This window comes from Candidatus Enterococcus myersii (assembly GCF_017316025.1).
GTDB lineage: Bacteria > Bacillota > Bacilli > Lactobacillales > Enterococcaceae > Enterococcus_C > Enterococcus_C montenegrensis.
Map to the genome: position 1 here is coordinate 53,298 of NZ_JAFLVT010000001.1, position 15,344 is coordinate 68,641.

Annotated in this window: 13 protein-coding genes and 1 riboswitch; all 13 genes read left to right on the forward strand. The window is 36.7% G+C overall.

The features are described from left to right. Positions 1 to 50 precede the first annotated feature (50 nt). The 13 genes from JZO76_RS00360 (at position 51) to JZO76_RS00420 (ending at position 15,336) form a co-directional block, all read left to right on the forward strand. The gene (locus tag JZO76_RS00360; protein ID WP_206902191.1) at positions 51 to 863 is read left to right on the forward strand and encodes a fructoselysine 6-kinase; all 813 of its coding nucleotides are present in this window, start codon (positions 51 to 53) and stop codon (positions 861 to 863) included. 79 nt (positions 864 to 942) lie between these two features. After that, positions 943 to 1,653 carry a GntR family transcriptional regulator gene (locus tag JZO76_RS00365; RefSeq protein ID WP_206902192.1) on the forward strand — a complete coding sequence of 237 codons (711 nt, stop codon included), beginning with the start codon at positions 943 to 945 and terminating at the stop codon, positions 1,651 to 1,653. A 33-nt stretch (positions 1,654 to 1,686) separates the two neighbouring features. Continuing rightward, positions 1,687 to 3,180 (forward strand): amidohydrolase family protein, encoded by a 1,494-nt coding sequence (locus tag JZO76_RS00370; RefSeq protein WP_206902193.1) that lies wholly within the window; start codon positions 1,687 to 1,689, stop codon positions 3,178 to 3,180. Positions 3,181 to 3,242: 62 nt separating this feature from the next. After that, positions 3,243 to 4,655, forward strand: a complete 1,413-nt coding sequence (locus tag JZO76_RS00375; RefSeq protein ID WP_206902194.1) for a YfcC family protein — start codon at positions 3,243 to 3,245, stop codon at positions 4,653 to 4,655. Positions 4,656 to 5,123: 468 nt separating this feature from the next. Beyond that, on the forward strand, positions 5,124 to 5,453 hold the full coding sequence (locus JZO76_RS00380) for a PadR family transcriptional regulator (protein WP_206902195.1): 330 nt from the start codon (positions 5,124 to 5,126) through the stop codon (positions 5,451 to 5,453). A gap of 1 nt (position 5,454) precedes the next feature. Next, positions 5,455 to 6,003: a hypothetical protein gene (locus JZO76_RS00385; protein ID WP_206902196.1), complete on the forward strand. Its 549-nt coding sequence runs from the start codon at positions 5,455 to 5,457 to the stop codon at positions 6,001 to 6,003. A gap of 199 nt (positions 6,004 to 6,202) precedes the next feature. Then, a complete protein-coding gene (locus JZO76_RS00390; protein WP_206902197.1) occupies positions 6,203 to 7,024 on the forward strand; it encodes a MarR family winged helix-turn-helix transcriptional regulator in 822 nt (273 codons plus the stop codon). Positions 7,025 to 7,177: 153 nt separating this feature from the next. Beyond that, positions 7,178 to 8,962: an ABC transporter ATP-binding protein gene (locus tag JZO76_RS00395; protein ID WP_206902198.1), complete on the forward strand. Its 1,785-nt coding sequence runs from the start codon at positions 7,178 to 7,180 to the stop codon at positions 8,960 to 8,962. A 162-nt stretch (positions 8,963 to 9,124) separates the two neighbouring features. Continuing rightward, positions 9,125 to 9,185: riboswitch (Fluoride riboswitch) on the forward strand. Between the two features lie 91 nt (positions 9,186 to 9,276). After that, positions 9,277 to 10,548, forward strand: a complete 1,272-nt coding sequence (eno, locus tag JZO76_RS00400) for a phosphopyruvate hydratase (RefSeq protein WP_206902199.1) — start codon at positions 9,277 to 9,279, stop codon at positions 10,546 to 10,548. A gap of 521 nt (positions 10,549 to 11,069) precedes the next feature. Then, the gene (locus JZO76_RS00405; protein WP_206902200.1) at positions 11,070 to 12,455 is read left to right on the forward strand and encodes an extracellular solute-binding protein; all 1,386 of its coding nucleotides are present in this window, start codon (positions 11,070 to 11,072) and stop codon (positions 12,453 to 12,455) included. A 114-nt stretch (positions 12,456 to 12,569) separates the two neighbouring features. After that, positions 12,570 to 13,448, forward strand: coding sequence for a carbohydrate ABC transporter permease (locus JZO76_RS00410; protein ID WP_206902201.1), 879 nt, complete (start codon positions 12,570 to 12,572; stop codon positions 13,446 to 13,448). Beyond that, the gene (locus JZO76_RS00415; protein ID WP_206902202.1) at positions 13,445 to 14,260 is read left to right on the forward strand and encodes a carbohydrate ABC transporter permease; all 816 of its coding nucleotides are present in this window, start codon (positions 13,445 to 13,447) and stop codon (positions 14,258 to 14,260) included. Before JZO76_RS00410 ends, JZO76_RS00415 begins: the two co-directional genes overlap by 4 nt. A gap of 44 nt (positions 14,261 to 14,304) precedes the next feature. Then, the gene (locus JZO76_RS00420) at positions 14,305 to 15,336 is read left to right on the forward strand and encodes a LacI family DNA-binding transcriptional regulator (RefSeq protein WP_206902203.1); all 1,032 of its coding nucleotides are present in this window, start codon (positions 14,305 to 14,307) and stop codon (positions 15,334 to 15,336) included. Positions 15,337 to 15,344 lie beyond the last annotated feature (8 nt).

Here is a 15,344-nt window from a genome sequence, read left to right on the forward strand (position 1 = left end):
TGTTATTTTTGCAAATGTAAAAATAAATTGTAAAGAAAGGGGCAGTTGCAATGAAGGTTCTTGGATTAGGCGACAATGTTGTTGATAAGTACGTGAACTATCAGCTGATGTATCCAGGAGGGAATTCTCTGAATTTTGCCGTATTTGCGCAAAAATTAGGAGTAAAAAGCAGTTTTATGGGGGTCTTTGGAACAGATAGAGAAGGGCAGCATGTCAAAAAAGTTGTCGATGAAATTGGTTTGGATAATAGTCATTCTCGTGTAGTTGAAGGCGAAAATGGTTGTGCACGTGTGGAAATTAAAGCGGGAGATCGTATTTTTTTAGGCAGTAATGAAGGTGGCGTAACGCGGACGCACCCGCTTACTTTAACCAAGGAAGATCAAGCCTATTTAAAAAGTTTTGATTTAATTCATATGGGGTTATACAGCCACGTGAATCATTTGTTACCGGCTTTAAAAGCAGTCCCAGCTAAAATTTCATATGATTTTTCTGACGATTTTACTGAAACTGAAATTCAAAATGCGATCGCTGCAGTAAACTTCGGCTTTTTCTCCATGAGCGACAGCAGTGATGAGGATACAAAACAGTTTTTGCATGAGCATTTTACCGGTAACAATGAAGTTTTAATTGTTACTCGCGGCGCTAAGTCTGCTTTTGCTTATGATGGTCAAAATTTTTATGAAGTTGTACCAGTTTTAAAGGAACCTGTGGATACAATGGCAGCAGGAGATTCATTTTTGACGGCCTTTTTAATTCATTATTTAAAAGGAGCAGGCATTATAGAAGCCATGGAAGCAGGAAATAATTTTGCAGGAGAATCTTGCCTTATAGAAGGCTCTTTTGGTTATGGTGTTGCCTACTAGCGGCTTGTGTTAAACAAGGGCATTTGGTACTCTACTTGAGGAGAGATCTTTTTGATCAAAAACTAAGTGAGGGACTAATATGCTTGATGCTAATGCACAATTGCCACTATATAAACAATTAAAAGAAGTAATCAAAACAAAAATAAATACCGGCGAATATACTGAAAACAAACGCATCCCAACAGAACCAGAATTTATTGAAAATTATGGTGTCAGCCGGATTACAGTTCGTAAAGCGATTGAAGAATTGGTGGCAGAAGGTTATTTGGTAAAAAAACAAGGCAAAGGAACGTTTATTAGCGGTCACAAAGTATTACGCAAAATTGAGTATGTGACCGGTTTTAGTGATAGCGGAAAAAGTAGTCAGTTAAAGACGACGAGTATTTTATTAAAAAAAGAAGTACTAGCCGCAAATCAAGAACTAGCGGAAAAATTAGAAATACCGGTGGGGGCTAAAGTTTTATACACCCAAAGAAAACGTCTAGGCAATGGTGTACCTTTACTACTGGAAAATAACTATTTTGATTTTGAACGTTTTTCTTTTTTACAAACAGAAGATTTAACCGGTTCGTTATATGCTATTTTAAGAGAACATGATATTTTACCAATTAATCCAGGAGAAACAACATTAGAAATTGTTTCTGCCGATGATTTTATCGCTACGACAATGGCCGTTGCGATCGGGACACCGTTTTTTTACATGCAGACAGTAGTGAAGGATCAAAATATGCGCCCAATTCATTTTGGTAAGCAGTTTTATTTAGGTGATGCCTATACTTTTAGTATTTGATTTGCCGCCAAGCAATTTGCTGGAGGAGGAATCATGGAAACAATTATTCGCACCAATTTGCTTTTTGATGGTATTCATCCCGTTCAAAAAGGCCACATTGTGATAGAAGATGACCAGATTACCGCGAAATTTTTCAACTGGGAATATGGTGAAATTTCTAATAATCGCCAACTACTTGAATATGATGATTATTTTGTGATGCCTGGCTTGTTTGATAATCATGTCTTTTTTAGCGGCTATTTGCGGATGAATGCAGGTCTTGATTTAAGCCAGTGTTTAGATAAAGATGCTGCTTTAAAAAAGATCAAGGCCGCAGCAACAAAAAAACAAGGAGAGCCGATTTATTTTCACGGCTTTGACTTGACACAATGGTCAGAAAAACCAACGCAACAAGATTTAGATAACCTAAATTATGCCGGTGCAATTAGCGGCATCGATAAAAATCGTTCGTATTGTTGGTTAAATCGTGCTGCTAAAATGCGCTATGGTTTTAAGGAAACGGATACCAGTGCTGAGGCAGCTGAAAAGTTGATTAACGAGTTATTAAGGAATGAAGCTGAGCTGGCTTGTGTTTATCAAAAGTATGAAAGAGCCCTGCTTTCTCGTGGCGTGGTCGCAACAAAAGAAATTGTTTTTGACAATGCCGATTATTTTAAAAGACGTCCACAAGGGAAACTTCAAACACGATTTTATGTTCAAGCGGTGGCAAAACCCTTGAATATAGCGCAGTTAATCCAATATCAGCAAGCTGAATTTGCAAAAAATATCACTTTCGGCGGTGCAAAAATTATGGTAGATGGCGTAGTAGCAGATGAAACAGGTGCTACCTTTGGAAACTATTCTTCTGAGCAAATACAGCCACAGATTGATTACACTGCTATTTATAATTTAGTGAAAGCGTGCAATAGTCAAAATATTCCTTGCTGTTTAACCACAGAAGGCGATAAAGCGGCAGCAAAAGCTGCTGAAATTTTAGCTCGAAATGGTAAGCGTTTACCTAAAGGTGTTTATAATTCTATCAGTGATTTAGAAATGGTCACTAAGCAAACTGCACAGAAAATGGCAGATAACAAGATTGTAGCAGAAATCTATCCGCAAGTATTGGGACTAAATGATAGTTATGAAAAAAGCTATATGGAAAATGTTTTGCCACAAAAATATGCTGAGCGTTTCTTTAATTATGGCACCTTAAAAGATGCAAAGGTATTGCTTACCAGTGGTACTGATTTACCACTTTTCATGACAGATTTACCAGAGTCCATTATCCGCAGCGTTTGGCGTAAGTTTCCTCATGGACAGAAACGCTGGCAAGAAAAAAGAGGGCTGGATTGTCTTACCTTGCTGCAAACTTTTACCCAAAATGCTTTTGCCGCAAATGGTATGCTGGACTGTGGTACTTTATGTAAAGGACAAAAAGCACATTTAGCAATCTTTGATCAGGATTTAACGACTCATGATATTATGGCTTTAACTAAAGCAAAAGTAGTCGCCACCTATATTGATGGGCAGGTCGTTTACCAAAGTTAAAAAAATTTAGTTAAAAGCATAACGTCTTGATACGTATTTTTGTAATTGAAGGAGGAAAAGAAATGGAAGTAACAGAAACAAAAGCAAAAAAGAAATTTGTCTTTCCCCATAGCTATACATTGATTTTTTGCTTGATTATCGCAGCTGCAATTTTAACTTGGGTTATTCCCAGTGGTCAATTTGAGACAGTTGTTGAAAATATTAACGGCGCAGAAAAAACAACAGTTGTTCCGGGGACGTATCACCAAATCGCTAAGGCTGGCTATGGTCAAGGAATTGGTGATATCTTAGAGGCGCCAGCTGCGGGAATTATTTCGGCGGTTGAAGTAGTTGCTTTTGTGTTGGTTGTTGGTGGTGCTTTTGGGGTTATTCTAAAAACGGGAGCAGTGGACCGCGCTTTGTTTTCATTAGCAACTTCTCTTGGGGATAAAGGAATTTTAGTAATTCCGCTGTCTATGATCTTATTTAGTCTTGGCGGCTCGACTTTTGGCATGAGTGAAGAGGCGATTCCTTTATTTGCAGTATTTATTTCGTTGATGTTTTCATTAGGCTATGATTCGATGACGGCAATTTTAATTTTATTTTTGGGAACGCAAGTGGGCTATGTTGGATCAACGATTAATCCCTTTAATGTTTTGATTGCCCAAGGCGTTGCAGGTGTACATGGCAATCCATTATTAGGCTATCGCGTCATTTGTTGGGTCATTTTAACTGCAATTTCTATTATTTTCACTATGAATTATGCCCGTAAAGTAAAAGCGAATCCTGAAAGTTCAATCGTTTATGCTAGCGATCAATTGGTCAAAAGTAAATTTCAAAATTTTGAGCAAGACAAGCCTTTTTCCAATGGTGATAAGTTGATTGTGGCTGGATTTATCGGCGGTTTAGGCGTTATGATTTGGGGGATTATTGCCCAAGGATGGTACATGGTGGAAATTTCGGCATTGTTTGTCGCACTGGCCTTATTTGCTGGTGTTGTCGCTAAATTTGGACAAAAGAAGATCGCGGAGGCTTTTGTAGAAGGCTGTGCAGATTTTGCCTATGCTGCTGTGATCATCGGTTTAGCACGGGGAGTTTTGGTAATCTTAGAAAATGGCATGATTATCGATACGATTTTAAATAGTTTGGCCACTCTTTTAGGGGGACTACCCAAGGCATTATTTTCGACCATTTTGTTAGGTGCACAAGTTTTAGTAACATTCTTTGTACCATCATCTTCGGGGGCTGCTGCTTTAACGATGCCAGTAATGGCTCCATTAGGTGATTTACTAGGTCTAAATCGTGATGTTATTGTTTTAAGTAATCAGTTTGGCAATGGGTTAATGAACATTATTTCCCCAACAGGTGGCGTGTTGTTAGCCGGATTAGCGATTGCAGAAATTAACTTTTCAAAATGGTTTAAAGTGGGTTTGAAAGCCTTCGGTATTTTAGCAGTTGCTTCGGCGATTTTACTTTATATTGCAACATTATTCTAAATTGTAGTTCTGCTTATAATAAAAGCCGTTTCCAGCAAAGTCAGTGGGCGGCTTTTTTGTTTGGATCTGGCTACTTATAAAGTAAAGGTTTCAAAAGGAAAGCTTCAGGACGAAACAAACAGCTAGAAGAATTTGGAAATTTTGGGGATAATTCGATTCGCATCATCGCTAGTCAAAATTTTTGTGACAGCGTAAAGCTTGGTTTGGGATTCAATTTTTTAGCTTGTAAGTGACAGCTTGCTATAGATTATTAAGGACAAATGTAATGAAAATCAGGTATAATACATTTGTGAGGCTAACGTTCAACTTCAATTCGTTAGAATCATTCTTTCGCATTTTAGCGAAATTGACACCAACTATTTTATTATTCACGCCAAATGGATAATAAAAGTTGGTGTTTTTTTGTTGACTTATTGAATACCTCGCTTTATTATACTTGTGTAACGAGGTATTGATTGAGGTGAGGAAATGGAGATTGATAAAGAAGTACTGCGGGGCTATATTGATCCAATTATTTTGACAATTTTAAATGAAGAGGATAGTTATGGCTATGATATTGCCAAAAAGGCAAAAAAAATTAGTCAAGAAGCTTTTGAATTAAAAGAGGGGACGTTATACGTTGCGTTTAAGCGTTTAGAAAAAAATGGGTATGTTACCAGTTATTGGCAATCTGGCACAGGTGTTAAGCGCAAGTACTATCATATTACCACTAAAGGCAACGCATTTTTGCGACACAAAAAGCAAGAGTGGTTGTTTATAGAAAAATTAATGAACACATTTTATAAGGGAGTTAATTGAGATGACACTAACGGATAAGACCCAGACAGCAATTGAAACATTGGCTAAAAAAGCTGTTAAGAATACATTGAGCAGCAATGAATTAAGTTATTTTGAAAAAGTTGCGCGTAAATTTGATGAAATCGAAGAAAAAGCCAGACAAAAGTTTTATCCTAATCGAAAAGAAGATGAAGCAGAGCTGGAAATTTATATCCAAGATTATGTAGAAGAATTAATTGCAAATGGGCTAAGTGAAGAAGATGCCCTTGAAAAAGCAGCAGCAGTCATTTTTGCTGAACAACCCAAAAATCCAGAGGAAAAACGTAAAGAAGCTTATCAGGCACACTATGAAAATATATCGGTAGCAGAAGAAGAAGCAATTGGCTTAACTTATGGCAGTCGGATATTTTTAGGAATCGTGATTGGCGCCATGCTGGGAATAATTACTCAGATTATTTATACAGGATCACTATTTGGCATAGCCTTTGGGGTATTTCTCGTTCTAGGATTGTTTTTAGGGGTTGCACTGGGTTTAGCCGGGCATGCAAAGATTGTTAAAACGAAATCGTAAAAGCGATTGTGACAAAAGTTTGAAAAACTTTTGTCACAATCTTTTTTTGTTATAAGACAGAGACTGTCCTATAAAAGATTTAACTAATTTTTTTTGAGATAAAAGTATTGACAATTGTTCGGTACCGAAATATAATCACTAATGTAATAAAGTTCGGTACCGAAATATTCGGTACCGTAATAAAAGCGAGGTAATTTTAATGAATACATTTAGTGACCAATTATTAAAACAAATTCGTTTCATTAGTGATGCTGGCAATGCGTTTATGAGTAAAAGACAAAAATTAACAGGGCAACAGCGAGTATTGGCAGTATTGCGCTTGGAAGACGGATTAACCCAAGGCTATTTAGCAGACATTTTGGGTTTGAGTCCTAGTTCACTGGCAGAATTATTGAAGAAATTAGAAAATAGTGGCGCCATAAAACGCATTGAAGATGAGCAGGACAAACGTATTAAGAAAGTATTTTTGACCGAAGTAGGCAAAAAGCAGGCAGAAGCATCGGCACAGACAGCACAAACAAGTGAAAGTGCACATTTCTTTGATGGCTTGACGGAAGAGGAAATGACGGAACTAGCAGATTTATTACAAAAAATTAAAGACGGCTGGAATGATGACATGAAACAAAAAGCCGAAGCCTTTGTAGATCCTTTTGATCGTCTCGCAGCTATTCAAAATATGCAGGAAGTTTTTAAAGAACAGTTTGGGCAAGAATGGGCTGAAATGGATGCTGCGGACATGAACAAATTACGTCGGGAAATGCAGAAAAAAATGCGGGAAATGTCATTTGAAGATTTAGAACAAATGCGTAATTTCCGTGGAGGCTTTGGTGGTTTTGGTGGTGGACCAAGAGGGGGTCGTGGCAGCCGTCATGGCGGTCGTAATTTTCACGAAAATCACCCCCATGCAACCAAAGAACAACAAGAGGCCTGGTTTGATTGTTGGAAGAATAAATTTGGCGGTATGAAGCCAAATCACGGCAAAGAAGATCAACAAGATCAAGATGAATGGAAAGATTTTTAAAAGCGTTAACGACGTTTTAAAATGACTATGTTTAAAAAGATTTAGTCTGGCAGATGCTTTTTACAAAAAATTTCAAGTTTGTAAAGGCTACAGGCGGTTTTTCTTTACACGTGCGTAATGCCAGATGCTTAATGAAGAAAAGAGGAATTTACAATGCCACAAGGTGGAGGCGGCCGTGAAGCTGCAATTTTTGAGGATGAATTACCAAAAGCTAAAGGAACATTTAAATTTAAAGATTTTTTGAAACTAATTAATAGTGTGAGCCCCAAAAAAGCACTTTTTGCTTTTGGTTTATTACTAAGCTTAATCACGAGTGGTGCGAGTCTTGTTGTGCCACAGTTAACAAAAGGATTAGTAGATACGAGTGAATTAGCAAAAATCGATGGTAAAATGGTTGCCGTCTTGGTGCTGGCGTTTATCGTATATTTAGGTTTCGGTGCAATTGGCGGTTATTTTTTACGTTATGTCGGGGAAAGCTCTGTCAAAACATTACGAGAAAAATTATGGCACCATTTGTTACATTTGCCTGTCGCATATTATGACGACCATAAATCTGGTGAAAGTAGCTCTCGTTTGGTGAACGATACCAGTGTAATCAAGGACTTGGTAACGACCCAATTTCCTAATTTTATTACGGGGGCTATTCAATTAGTTGGCTCGGTGATTATCTTATTTATCATGGATTGGAAAATGGCGGCGCTAATGTTTATATCTGTGCCCATTGTCATGTTAGTGATGATGCCAATTGGAAAAGTGATGATGAAAATTGGGCGCCAAATGCAAGGTGCGCTAGCAGATTTTAATGCGGATACGACAGAGAAGATATCTGAGATTCGCTTAATTAAATCCAGTAATGGTGAAAGCTATGAAATTAAAAATGGTGGTCGCTATATTGATAAAATCTTTAAACTGGGTTTAAAAGATGCCAAAGTTGAAGCTGTTTTGCAACCGGTAATGATGACGACGATGTTAGGTTTATTTGTTGGTATTTTAGGTTATGGCGCAGTGCGGGTGCAAGCAGGGACACTAACGAGTGGTGAATTGGTCGCTTTCTTATTGTATCTCTTCAATATCATTACACCAGCAGCTAGCTTTGCTACCTTCTTTTCTCAAGTGCAAAAAGCAATGGGGGCAACAGAACGGATTCAAGCAATTTTAGAAACGCCAACGGAAACGATTACAGTGGATACTAATATCGCTGTCACAGGTAAAACGATTGAAGCAAATCACTTATCTTTTAGTTACGATGAATCAAAAGTGATTTTACAAGATGTTTCTTTTGAAGCTAAACCTAATACGGTGGTGGCATTTGCCGGACCTAGTGGCGGAGGTAAGTCAACGATTTTTGGTCTGTTGGAACGTTTTTATGAACCAAAATCGGGCACCATTACCATTGGCGGACAAAACATTAATGATTTGTCTTTGAAAGATTGGCGTTCACAAATTGGCTATGTCTCACAAGATAGCGCGGTTTTTGCCGGTAGTATTCGAGACAATCTACAATATGGTTTAAATCAGTTATTAACAGATGAAAAAATGTGGGAAGGTTTGTCATTAGCGTATGCGGATCAGTTTGTTCGCGATTTTCCTGATCAATTGGACACGCAAATTGGCGAACGGGGCGTCAAATTATCCGGCGGACAAAAGCAACGAATTGCGATTGCCAGAGCCTTTTTACGCAATCCGAATATCTTGATGTTAGACGAAGCTACCGCAAGCTTAGATTCCCAATCAGAAGAAAAAGTACAGCGAGCATTAGATCAGTTAATGGCAGGAAGGACAACATTAGTAATTGCGCACCGCCTATCAACGATTGTTGACGCAGATAAAATTTACTTTATCGAACATGGAGAAGTCACAGGTAGTGGGACACACCGTGAGTTAATTGCGACGCATCCTTTATATGCCAAATATGTAAATGAACAAGTCGTAGATTAAAAAAGTCTAGCATAACCATTAGTGATAAGATGAAATTTATGAAACGGTTTAAACCGTTACTTAAATTTCATCTTATTTATTTAGCGGACAAAATTGAAATTTACGGCTAATTAAAAGCAAAAGTCTTTTTGTTTTACAATTTTTGAAAATGGCGATATTATTTTCACGTAAAGGGATGGTGTTCCCTATAAGTGCTGAAATGGCTGATGACACCTGTTGTAAGAGTTTATTTGAGATGTTTTCAAATACTTTTACAACAGGTGTTTTTTTGCATTTCAAATTTTGCCACCCAAAGAATCTAAGGAGGAATTATCATGTCAGTAGTGATTGAAAATGTTAAAGCAAGAGAAGTTTTTGATTCAAGAGGTAACCCAACTGTCGAAGTCGATGTCATTTTATCTGATGCAACATTAGGACGTGCACAAGTGCCATCAGGAGCTTCAACTGGCGATCGTGAGGCTGTCGAATTGCGCGATGGCGGTGATCGTCTGCAAGGCAAAGGCGTTTTAAAAGCAGTGAACAATGTAAACACAGAAATCAAAGATGCACTAGTTGGGTTGAGTCCATTTGATCAAGAAAAAATTGATCACATCATGATTGATTTAGACGGTACAGCCAATAAAAGTCGGTTGGGTGCTAACGCTATTTTAGGTGTTTCGATGGCGGTTAGTCGAGCCGCGGCCGCTAGCAAAAAGGAACCTTTGTATCGTTATTTAGGTGGTGTTGATTTAGAATTACCACAACCATTTTTTAACGTAATTAATGGTGGTGTCCATGCAGATTCGGGCATTGATGTTCAAGAATTTTTGATCACGCCAGTTAAAAGAGCAAGTTTCCGTGATGGAGTAGAAAAAATTGCCAATATCTACCACACACTAAAAGGAATTTTAGCTAAAAAAGGCCTTGAAACAGCGGTTGGGGATGAAGGCGGCTTTGCGCCAAAACTAGGTAGTACAGAAGCTGCTATCGAAACATTGTATGAAGCAATTAAAGCTGCTGGTTACATGCCAAAAGAAGAAATTGCGATTGCGTTAGATCCAGCTTCAAGCGAATTTTATAATGAGGATACCCATAAATATAATTTTGAAGGCAAAGAAATGTCCAGTGGCGAAATGTTAACCTACTACCAAGAATTAGTAGCGAAATACCCTGCTATTATTTCAATTGAAGATGGTTTTTCCGAACATGATTGGGACGGGTTTAAAAAACAAACGGATACGATGGGGGCTAACATTCAACTAGTTGGCGATGATATTTTTGTTACCAACCCTACTATTTTTAAAGAGGGCATTGATAAAGGCGTCGCCAATGCAATTTTAATCAAACTAAACCAAATTGGCACAGTTTCTGAGTCCATTGCAGCTATTAAATTGGCGCGCCAAAATGGTTACAATACAATGATTTCCCATCGTTCAGGAGAAACTGGTGATACTTATATTGCTGACTTTGCTGTCGCAATGAATGCCGGACAAATTAAAACAGGTTCTATGGCCCGCAGTGAACGAGTGGAAAAATACAATCAATTTTTACGGATTGAAGAAGAATTGGAAGGCTACGCTAAACTAGCACATTTTCCTAAGAAATAGAAGATAGTAAGAAGTTTAAAAAGGGCATTTCATCACTAGCTTCAAGAATAAACGGATAAAAATTATTAAAAACCAATTTTAAGATTACTTTGTTTCCGGGCTTTTTCAGGCTGTAGTTGAATACTTTTGTTAAGAACGTCCCCTTATCAGCGGTTTAGTAAGACTGAAGACTATGACAACCTATCCTTTTAGGGATGGGTTGTTTTTTTAGGTTGTAATAGTAATTGATAATGGATTTTATCAGTGGGTTGTTGAGGGAGTATATTATAAATTGCAGGCATGGGATTTTGCCTTCCTTTCAGAGGTACTCACTTTTAATGTATTAGCTTAAAAGAAAAAGTACAAAATATTCGCAGGCAATAATTGTGATTTTTTCTTCTTTTAATAAATTGGCCAATACATATTTTGAGCATGAATTGTTATTTATTTGAAAAATAATAATGTAAGCGTTGACAACAATTAAGTTTAACGTTAAACTACAAGAGAAGTTGAACGTTAAACTTAACAAGGAGGAGAACTTCATGAAAATGAGTAAAGTTTTAACAGCACTAGCAACAGTTTTGATGGTAGGCACTTTGGCAGCCTGTGGTTCATCAAGCAAAGATAGTGCAAAAGGTACAACTGACACCAAAGAAGATAAAGGGATGGAAGTTTTGGGGGAGCATGTAAAATTTGACCCCAATAAACTAGTCAATGATGGTAAACCAATCCAAATTGAGTATTGGACTTGGAACGAAGGTGATCCTGCCATCACAATGGCAAAAGATTATGAAAAAATTTATCCGAACGTCACTATTAAAGTTGTAAACCATCCATGGGATGATTATTGGACAAAATTACCATTGGCGCTAAAAGGGGACAATGGACCAGCAATTTTTAATATTCATAATTCACAACATGATTTGTTGTTTCCATATTTAGCACCTTATGACATTAAAACAGCAGATTTAACAGCAGATTTTACTTCCGTTGATCCTCACATTATTGACGGGAAAGTTTATTACACCGATAGCATGATTAACACAGGCAATATTTATTACAATAAAAAATTATGGCAAGATGCTGGTTTAACAGATAAAGATATTCCAAAAACATGGGATCAATTCCGTGAAGTTGCAAAAAAATTAACCAAAAAAGATGGTAGTAAAATTACGCAAGCTGGATTTAACTGGAACGGCGAAACATATAGTGCGATTTACGAAGGTTTAAATTACCAAAAAGGGGAGTTACTCTTTAAAGATAATGGCAAAAAAGTAAATTATGATAATGATGTAACAAAAGAAAATTTACAATTTTTAATTGATCTATATGAAAAAGATGGCGTAGGTTCAAAAGACTTTGGAGCAGAATCTTCACAAAGTTTTGGGAATGGTCAATCTGCAATGGTTTATAAATGGGGTTGGTATTTAAATGAATTAAAGACCAACTATCCAGATGTGGATTTTGGTGTTTTTGCAACACCAACACCATCTGAAGATACACCTTTAGCCTATGATCGTTTCAATGGGGAGAGCACACCAGGAATTAATAAAAATCAAGCCAAAGAACAACAAGCTGTCGCACAAGATTTCTTAAAATACTGTTTAGCAAATGATGAATATTCCAAAACAGGTGCTTTAGCATTAGCATCGTTCCCTACAAAAAAATCATTAGCAAACGATAAAGATATTATGGCAAATCCTGTTTTAGAAGCTATTGCACCTCGCGTTGAGCGTTTAATTTGGCCAGGTCCATTCCCTGCTACAGTAGAAAGTACTGGAACGCAAACAATGGAAGATGTTTTATTCAATGGTAAAGACTTGAATGCAGCCGTAAAATCAGGACAAGAAAAGATGGAAAAAGATATGAAGGATACAGATTTTACGTCATTAGAAAATAGCTACGCACATATTGACGAAGCAAAATAAGTTGTCAGGTAGGGTGTGTCACAAATTTGACACACCCTTTTTCTAAAAAAGTTAGCGGAAAAATGACTATTCAATTATATATGCTAACGCAGACGTAAAAAAGGGGTGAAGTAAATGCAAGCTATTAATAAAAAAAGAAATTTTTTTAATCTGAAAAATGTTGCGGTCGTTTTATTGATTATCTATTTTGCCATTTTTCTTGTTTACCCAATCTACAAGGCATTTGCTGGAAGCTTACATGATTGGAATCCAATGATCGATAAATACGATTTTGTTGGTTTAGATAATTTCAAAGATGTATTAACCAGTGATTTATTTTGGAAATCAATGTCCAATACATTTGTTTTTACTTTTTTTGCGGTTTTATTCCGCGTAGTGCTAGGATTAGGACTAGCATTGCTAATTTCCTCAAAACTAACCAAAGCTAAAACATTGTTTCAAGGTCTATTTTATATGCCGACCATCACACCATTAGTAGCTGTTTCTTTTGTTTGGATGTGGATGTTTGATCCGCAATTTGGCCTGATTAACAAGGTTTTTCATCTTGATATTAATTGGTTAAAAGATACACACTGGGCGTTACCGGCGATTATTATTATGACTATTTGGAAGGACTTTGGCTATGCTACCGTGCTTTTTTTAGGTGGCTTAATGGGATTGCCAGAAGATGTTTTTGAAGCTGCTGAAATTGATGGTGCCACCTCTTGGCAAACATTTTGGAAAATTACAGTCCCATTATTAAAACCAACGACTTTGTTTGTTGTAATTACATCTCTAATTACGTATCTACAAGCTTACATCCAAATCTTGATCATGACTGACGGCGGACCAGGGACTTCAACATATGTTATTTCTTATTTGATTTATGATGAAGCTTTTGTAAAGTATAACTTTGGTTCGGCCTCTGCAATGGCGATTATCTTGTTTGTAATTATTGGTATTTTAACAATTATTATGTTTAAAGTCACCGGTGAAGGGAAGAAAAATCAATGAAAAATATCCGTTCGATTCTTTTAAATGTTGTCTTGTTGTTATTGGCTTTGGTGACAATTATCCCTTTTATCTGGATGCTCGTTTCTTCTTTTGCGCCAAACAGTGAGATTGTAAAAATTACTGGCTCGTTATTTCCTACGCCATCAACTTTTCAGAACTATATTGATGTGCAAGAAAAATTTAACTTTATGCGCATGTTTGCAAACAGTTTGTTTGTATCAGTACTAACAACTGTAATTATCATTTATACTAGTTCATTGATGGGGTTTGTTTTTGCGAAGTTTCGTTTTAAAGGAAAGAATTTACTATTTGGTGTTGTTTTAAGTACGATGATGTTACCATGGGCAGTAACTATTATTCCTAAATACGAAATGATGGTAGACTTTGGCTGGCTGAATACGTATAAGGCGCTAATTATTCCATCAATGGTTTCGGGATTTGGAATCTTTATGTTCCGTCAAGCGATTTCGCAAATTCCTGACGAATTGATTGAAGCCGCAAGAGTAGATGGTGCAAGTGATTTTTATATTTTTCATCGCATCATTTTACCAATGTCCCAAAATGCAATAGCCAGTTTAGCAATTTTCCAATTCTTGTGGAGCTGGGAAGATTTTCTATGGCCGTATTTAATGATTAATGATGAATCAAAACAACTTTTATCAGTTGGATTACGCTTGTTTAATGGCCAATATGGTACAGATTATGGCGGACTTTTTGCTGCTACCGCAATTTCGATTATTCCAGTTGTAGTCATTTATATAGTATTTCAAAAAAGATTTATTGCCGGTGTTTCTAGCGGTGCAATTAAATAGAAACTAACCAAAGGCGATAGTGAAAAAAGAAAGGGCGAAGAAACATGAAAATCACCATAAAAAAAATTGCAGAAGAAGCAGGAGTGAGCGTGACAACTGTTTCAAATGTAATCAATAATAAGGCTAATCGTGTTTCAGATGAGAAAAAAGAGCTGATTAATCAAATTATTAAAAAGTATGACTATTCTCCTAATATGAATGCACGTGCTTTAGTTCAGTCATCTTCACATTTAATCGGCTTGTTGTATTTTTCTGAACGTCCCCGTCTAGATTTCACAGATCCTTTTGTTTCTGAAGTTTTAGAAGGTATTGAACGTGTTGCAAAAGAAAAAGGTTTTTTTACGTTGATTCATAATATTACCTCTCAACAAGATATTGAAGATATTCAAAAAAATTGGAAGTTTGATGGTTTAATCGCCGTTGGTTTCAATCAAGCATTCTTCGAGTTGATTAATGAAAGCATCAGCGTTCCCATTGTATTTATTGATACGCATATTGACGAGCGCGTCTACAATAATTTGCACGAATATCCTGATCGGTACTTTTTGAATACAGATGATTTTAATGCAGCTTACAAACCAACAGAATATTTGATCCAAAAAGGACACGAACAAATTGCATTTTTATCTTATGATTTTGATTTGACGCAATCTGGCGTTGTGCAACAGCGTTACATTGGCTATATGTCAGCACTCAATGCGCATGGTATCGATGTTGATGAAAAATTGATTTTTACAGAAGAAGACTTTGATTTATTGTTGTCTACTAGCGAATCTTTTACAGCTATTTTGGTTACAGCGGATTACTTGGCAATGCAGTTGATTCATTTTCTTAAGGAAAATAAGATCTTTTATGAACGGAAAATTTCTGTTATTGGTTTTGATGATATTAAATATGCGGCCTTAAATGACCCACCATTAACAACTGTGAGACTAGATCAGCTTGCCAAAGGACAAAAGGCAATGGAAATTTTAGTATCCGTTATTGATGGTACAAAAAAAGATTCAGAAGTATTCAATTTGAATAGCGAATTGGTGATTCGACAAACCGTTTATGAACATAAAAATAAGAAATAGGAAGTGAA

What these genes read in the sequence shown, in the direction of transcription:
- JZO76_RS00360 (WP_206902191.1), top strand. Translation starts at nt 51, where the DNA reads ATGAAGGTTCTTGGATTAGGCGACAATGTTGTTGATAAGTACGTGAAC.
- JZO76_RS00365 (WP_206902192.1), top strand. Translation starts at nt 943, where the DNA reads ATGCTTGATGCTAATGCACAATTGCCACTATATAAACAATTAAAAGAA.
- JZO76_RS00370 (WP_206902193.1), top strand. Translation starts at nt 1,687, where the DNA reads ATGGAAACAATTATTCGCACCAATTTGCTTTTTGATGGTATTCATCCC.
- JZO76_RS00375 (WP_206902194.1), top strand. Translation starts at nt 3,243, where the DNA reads ATGGAAGTAACAGAAACAAAAGCAAAAAAGAAATTTGTCTTTCCCCAT.
- JZO76_RS00380 (WP_206902195.1), top strand. Translation starts at nt 5,124, where the DNA reads ATGGAGATTGATAAAGAAGTACTGCGGGGCTATATTGATCCAATTATT.
- JZO76_RS00385 (WP_206902196.1), top strand. Translation starts at nt 5,455, where the DNA reads ATGACACTAACGGATAAGACCCAGACAGCAATTGAAACATTGGCTAAA.
- JZO76_RS00390 (WP_206902197.1), top strand. Translation starts at nt 6,203, where the DNA reads ATGAATACATTTAGTGACCAATTATTAAAACAAATTCGTTTCATTAGT.
- JZO76_RS00395 (WP_206902198.1), top strand. Translation starts at nt 7,178, where the DNA reads ATGCCACAAGGTGGAGGCGGCCGTGAAGCTGCAATTTTTGAGGATGAA.
- eno (WP_206902199.1), top strand. Translation starts at nt 9,277, where the DNA reads ATGTCAGTAGTGATTGAAAATGTTAAAGCAAGAGAAGTTTTTGATTCA.
- JZO76_RS00405 (WP_206902200.1), top strand. Translation starts at nt 11,070, where the DNA reads ATGAAAATGAGTAAAGTTTTAACAGCACTAGCAACAGTTTTGATGGTA.
- JZO76_RS00410 (WP_206902201.1), top strand. Translation starts at nt 12,570, where the DNA reads ATGCAAGCTATTAATAAAAAAAGAAATTTTTTTAATCTGAAAAATGTT.
- JZO76_RS00415 (WP_206902202.1), top strand. Translation starts at nt 13,445, where the DNA reads ATGAAAAATATCCGTTCGATTCTTTTAAATGTTGTCTTGTTGTTATTG.
- JZO76_RS00420 (WP_206902203.1), top strand. Translation starts at nt 14,305, where the DNA reads ATGAAAATCACCATAAAAAAAATTGCAGAAGAAGCAGGAGTGAGCGTG.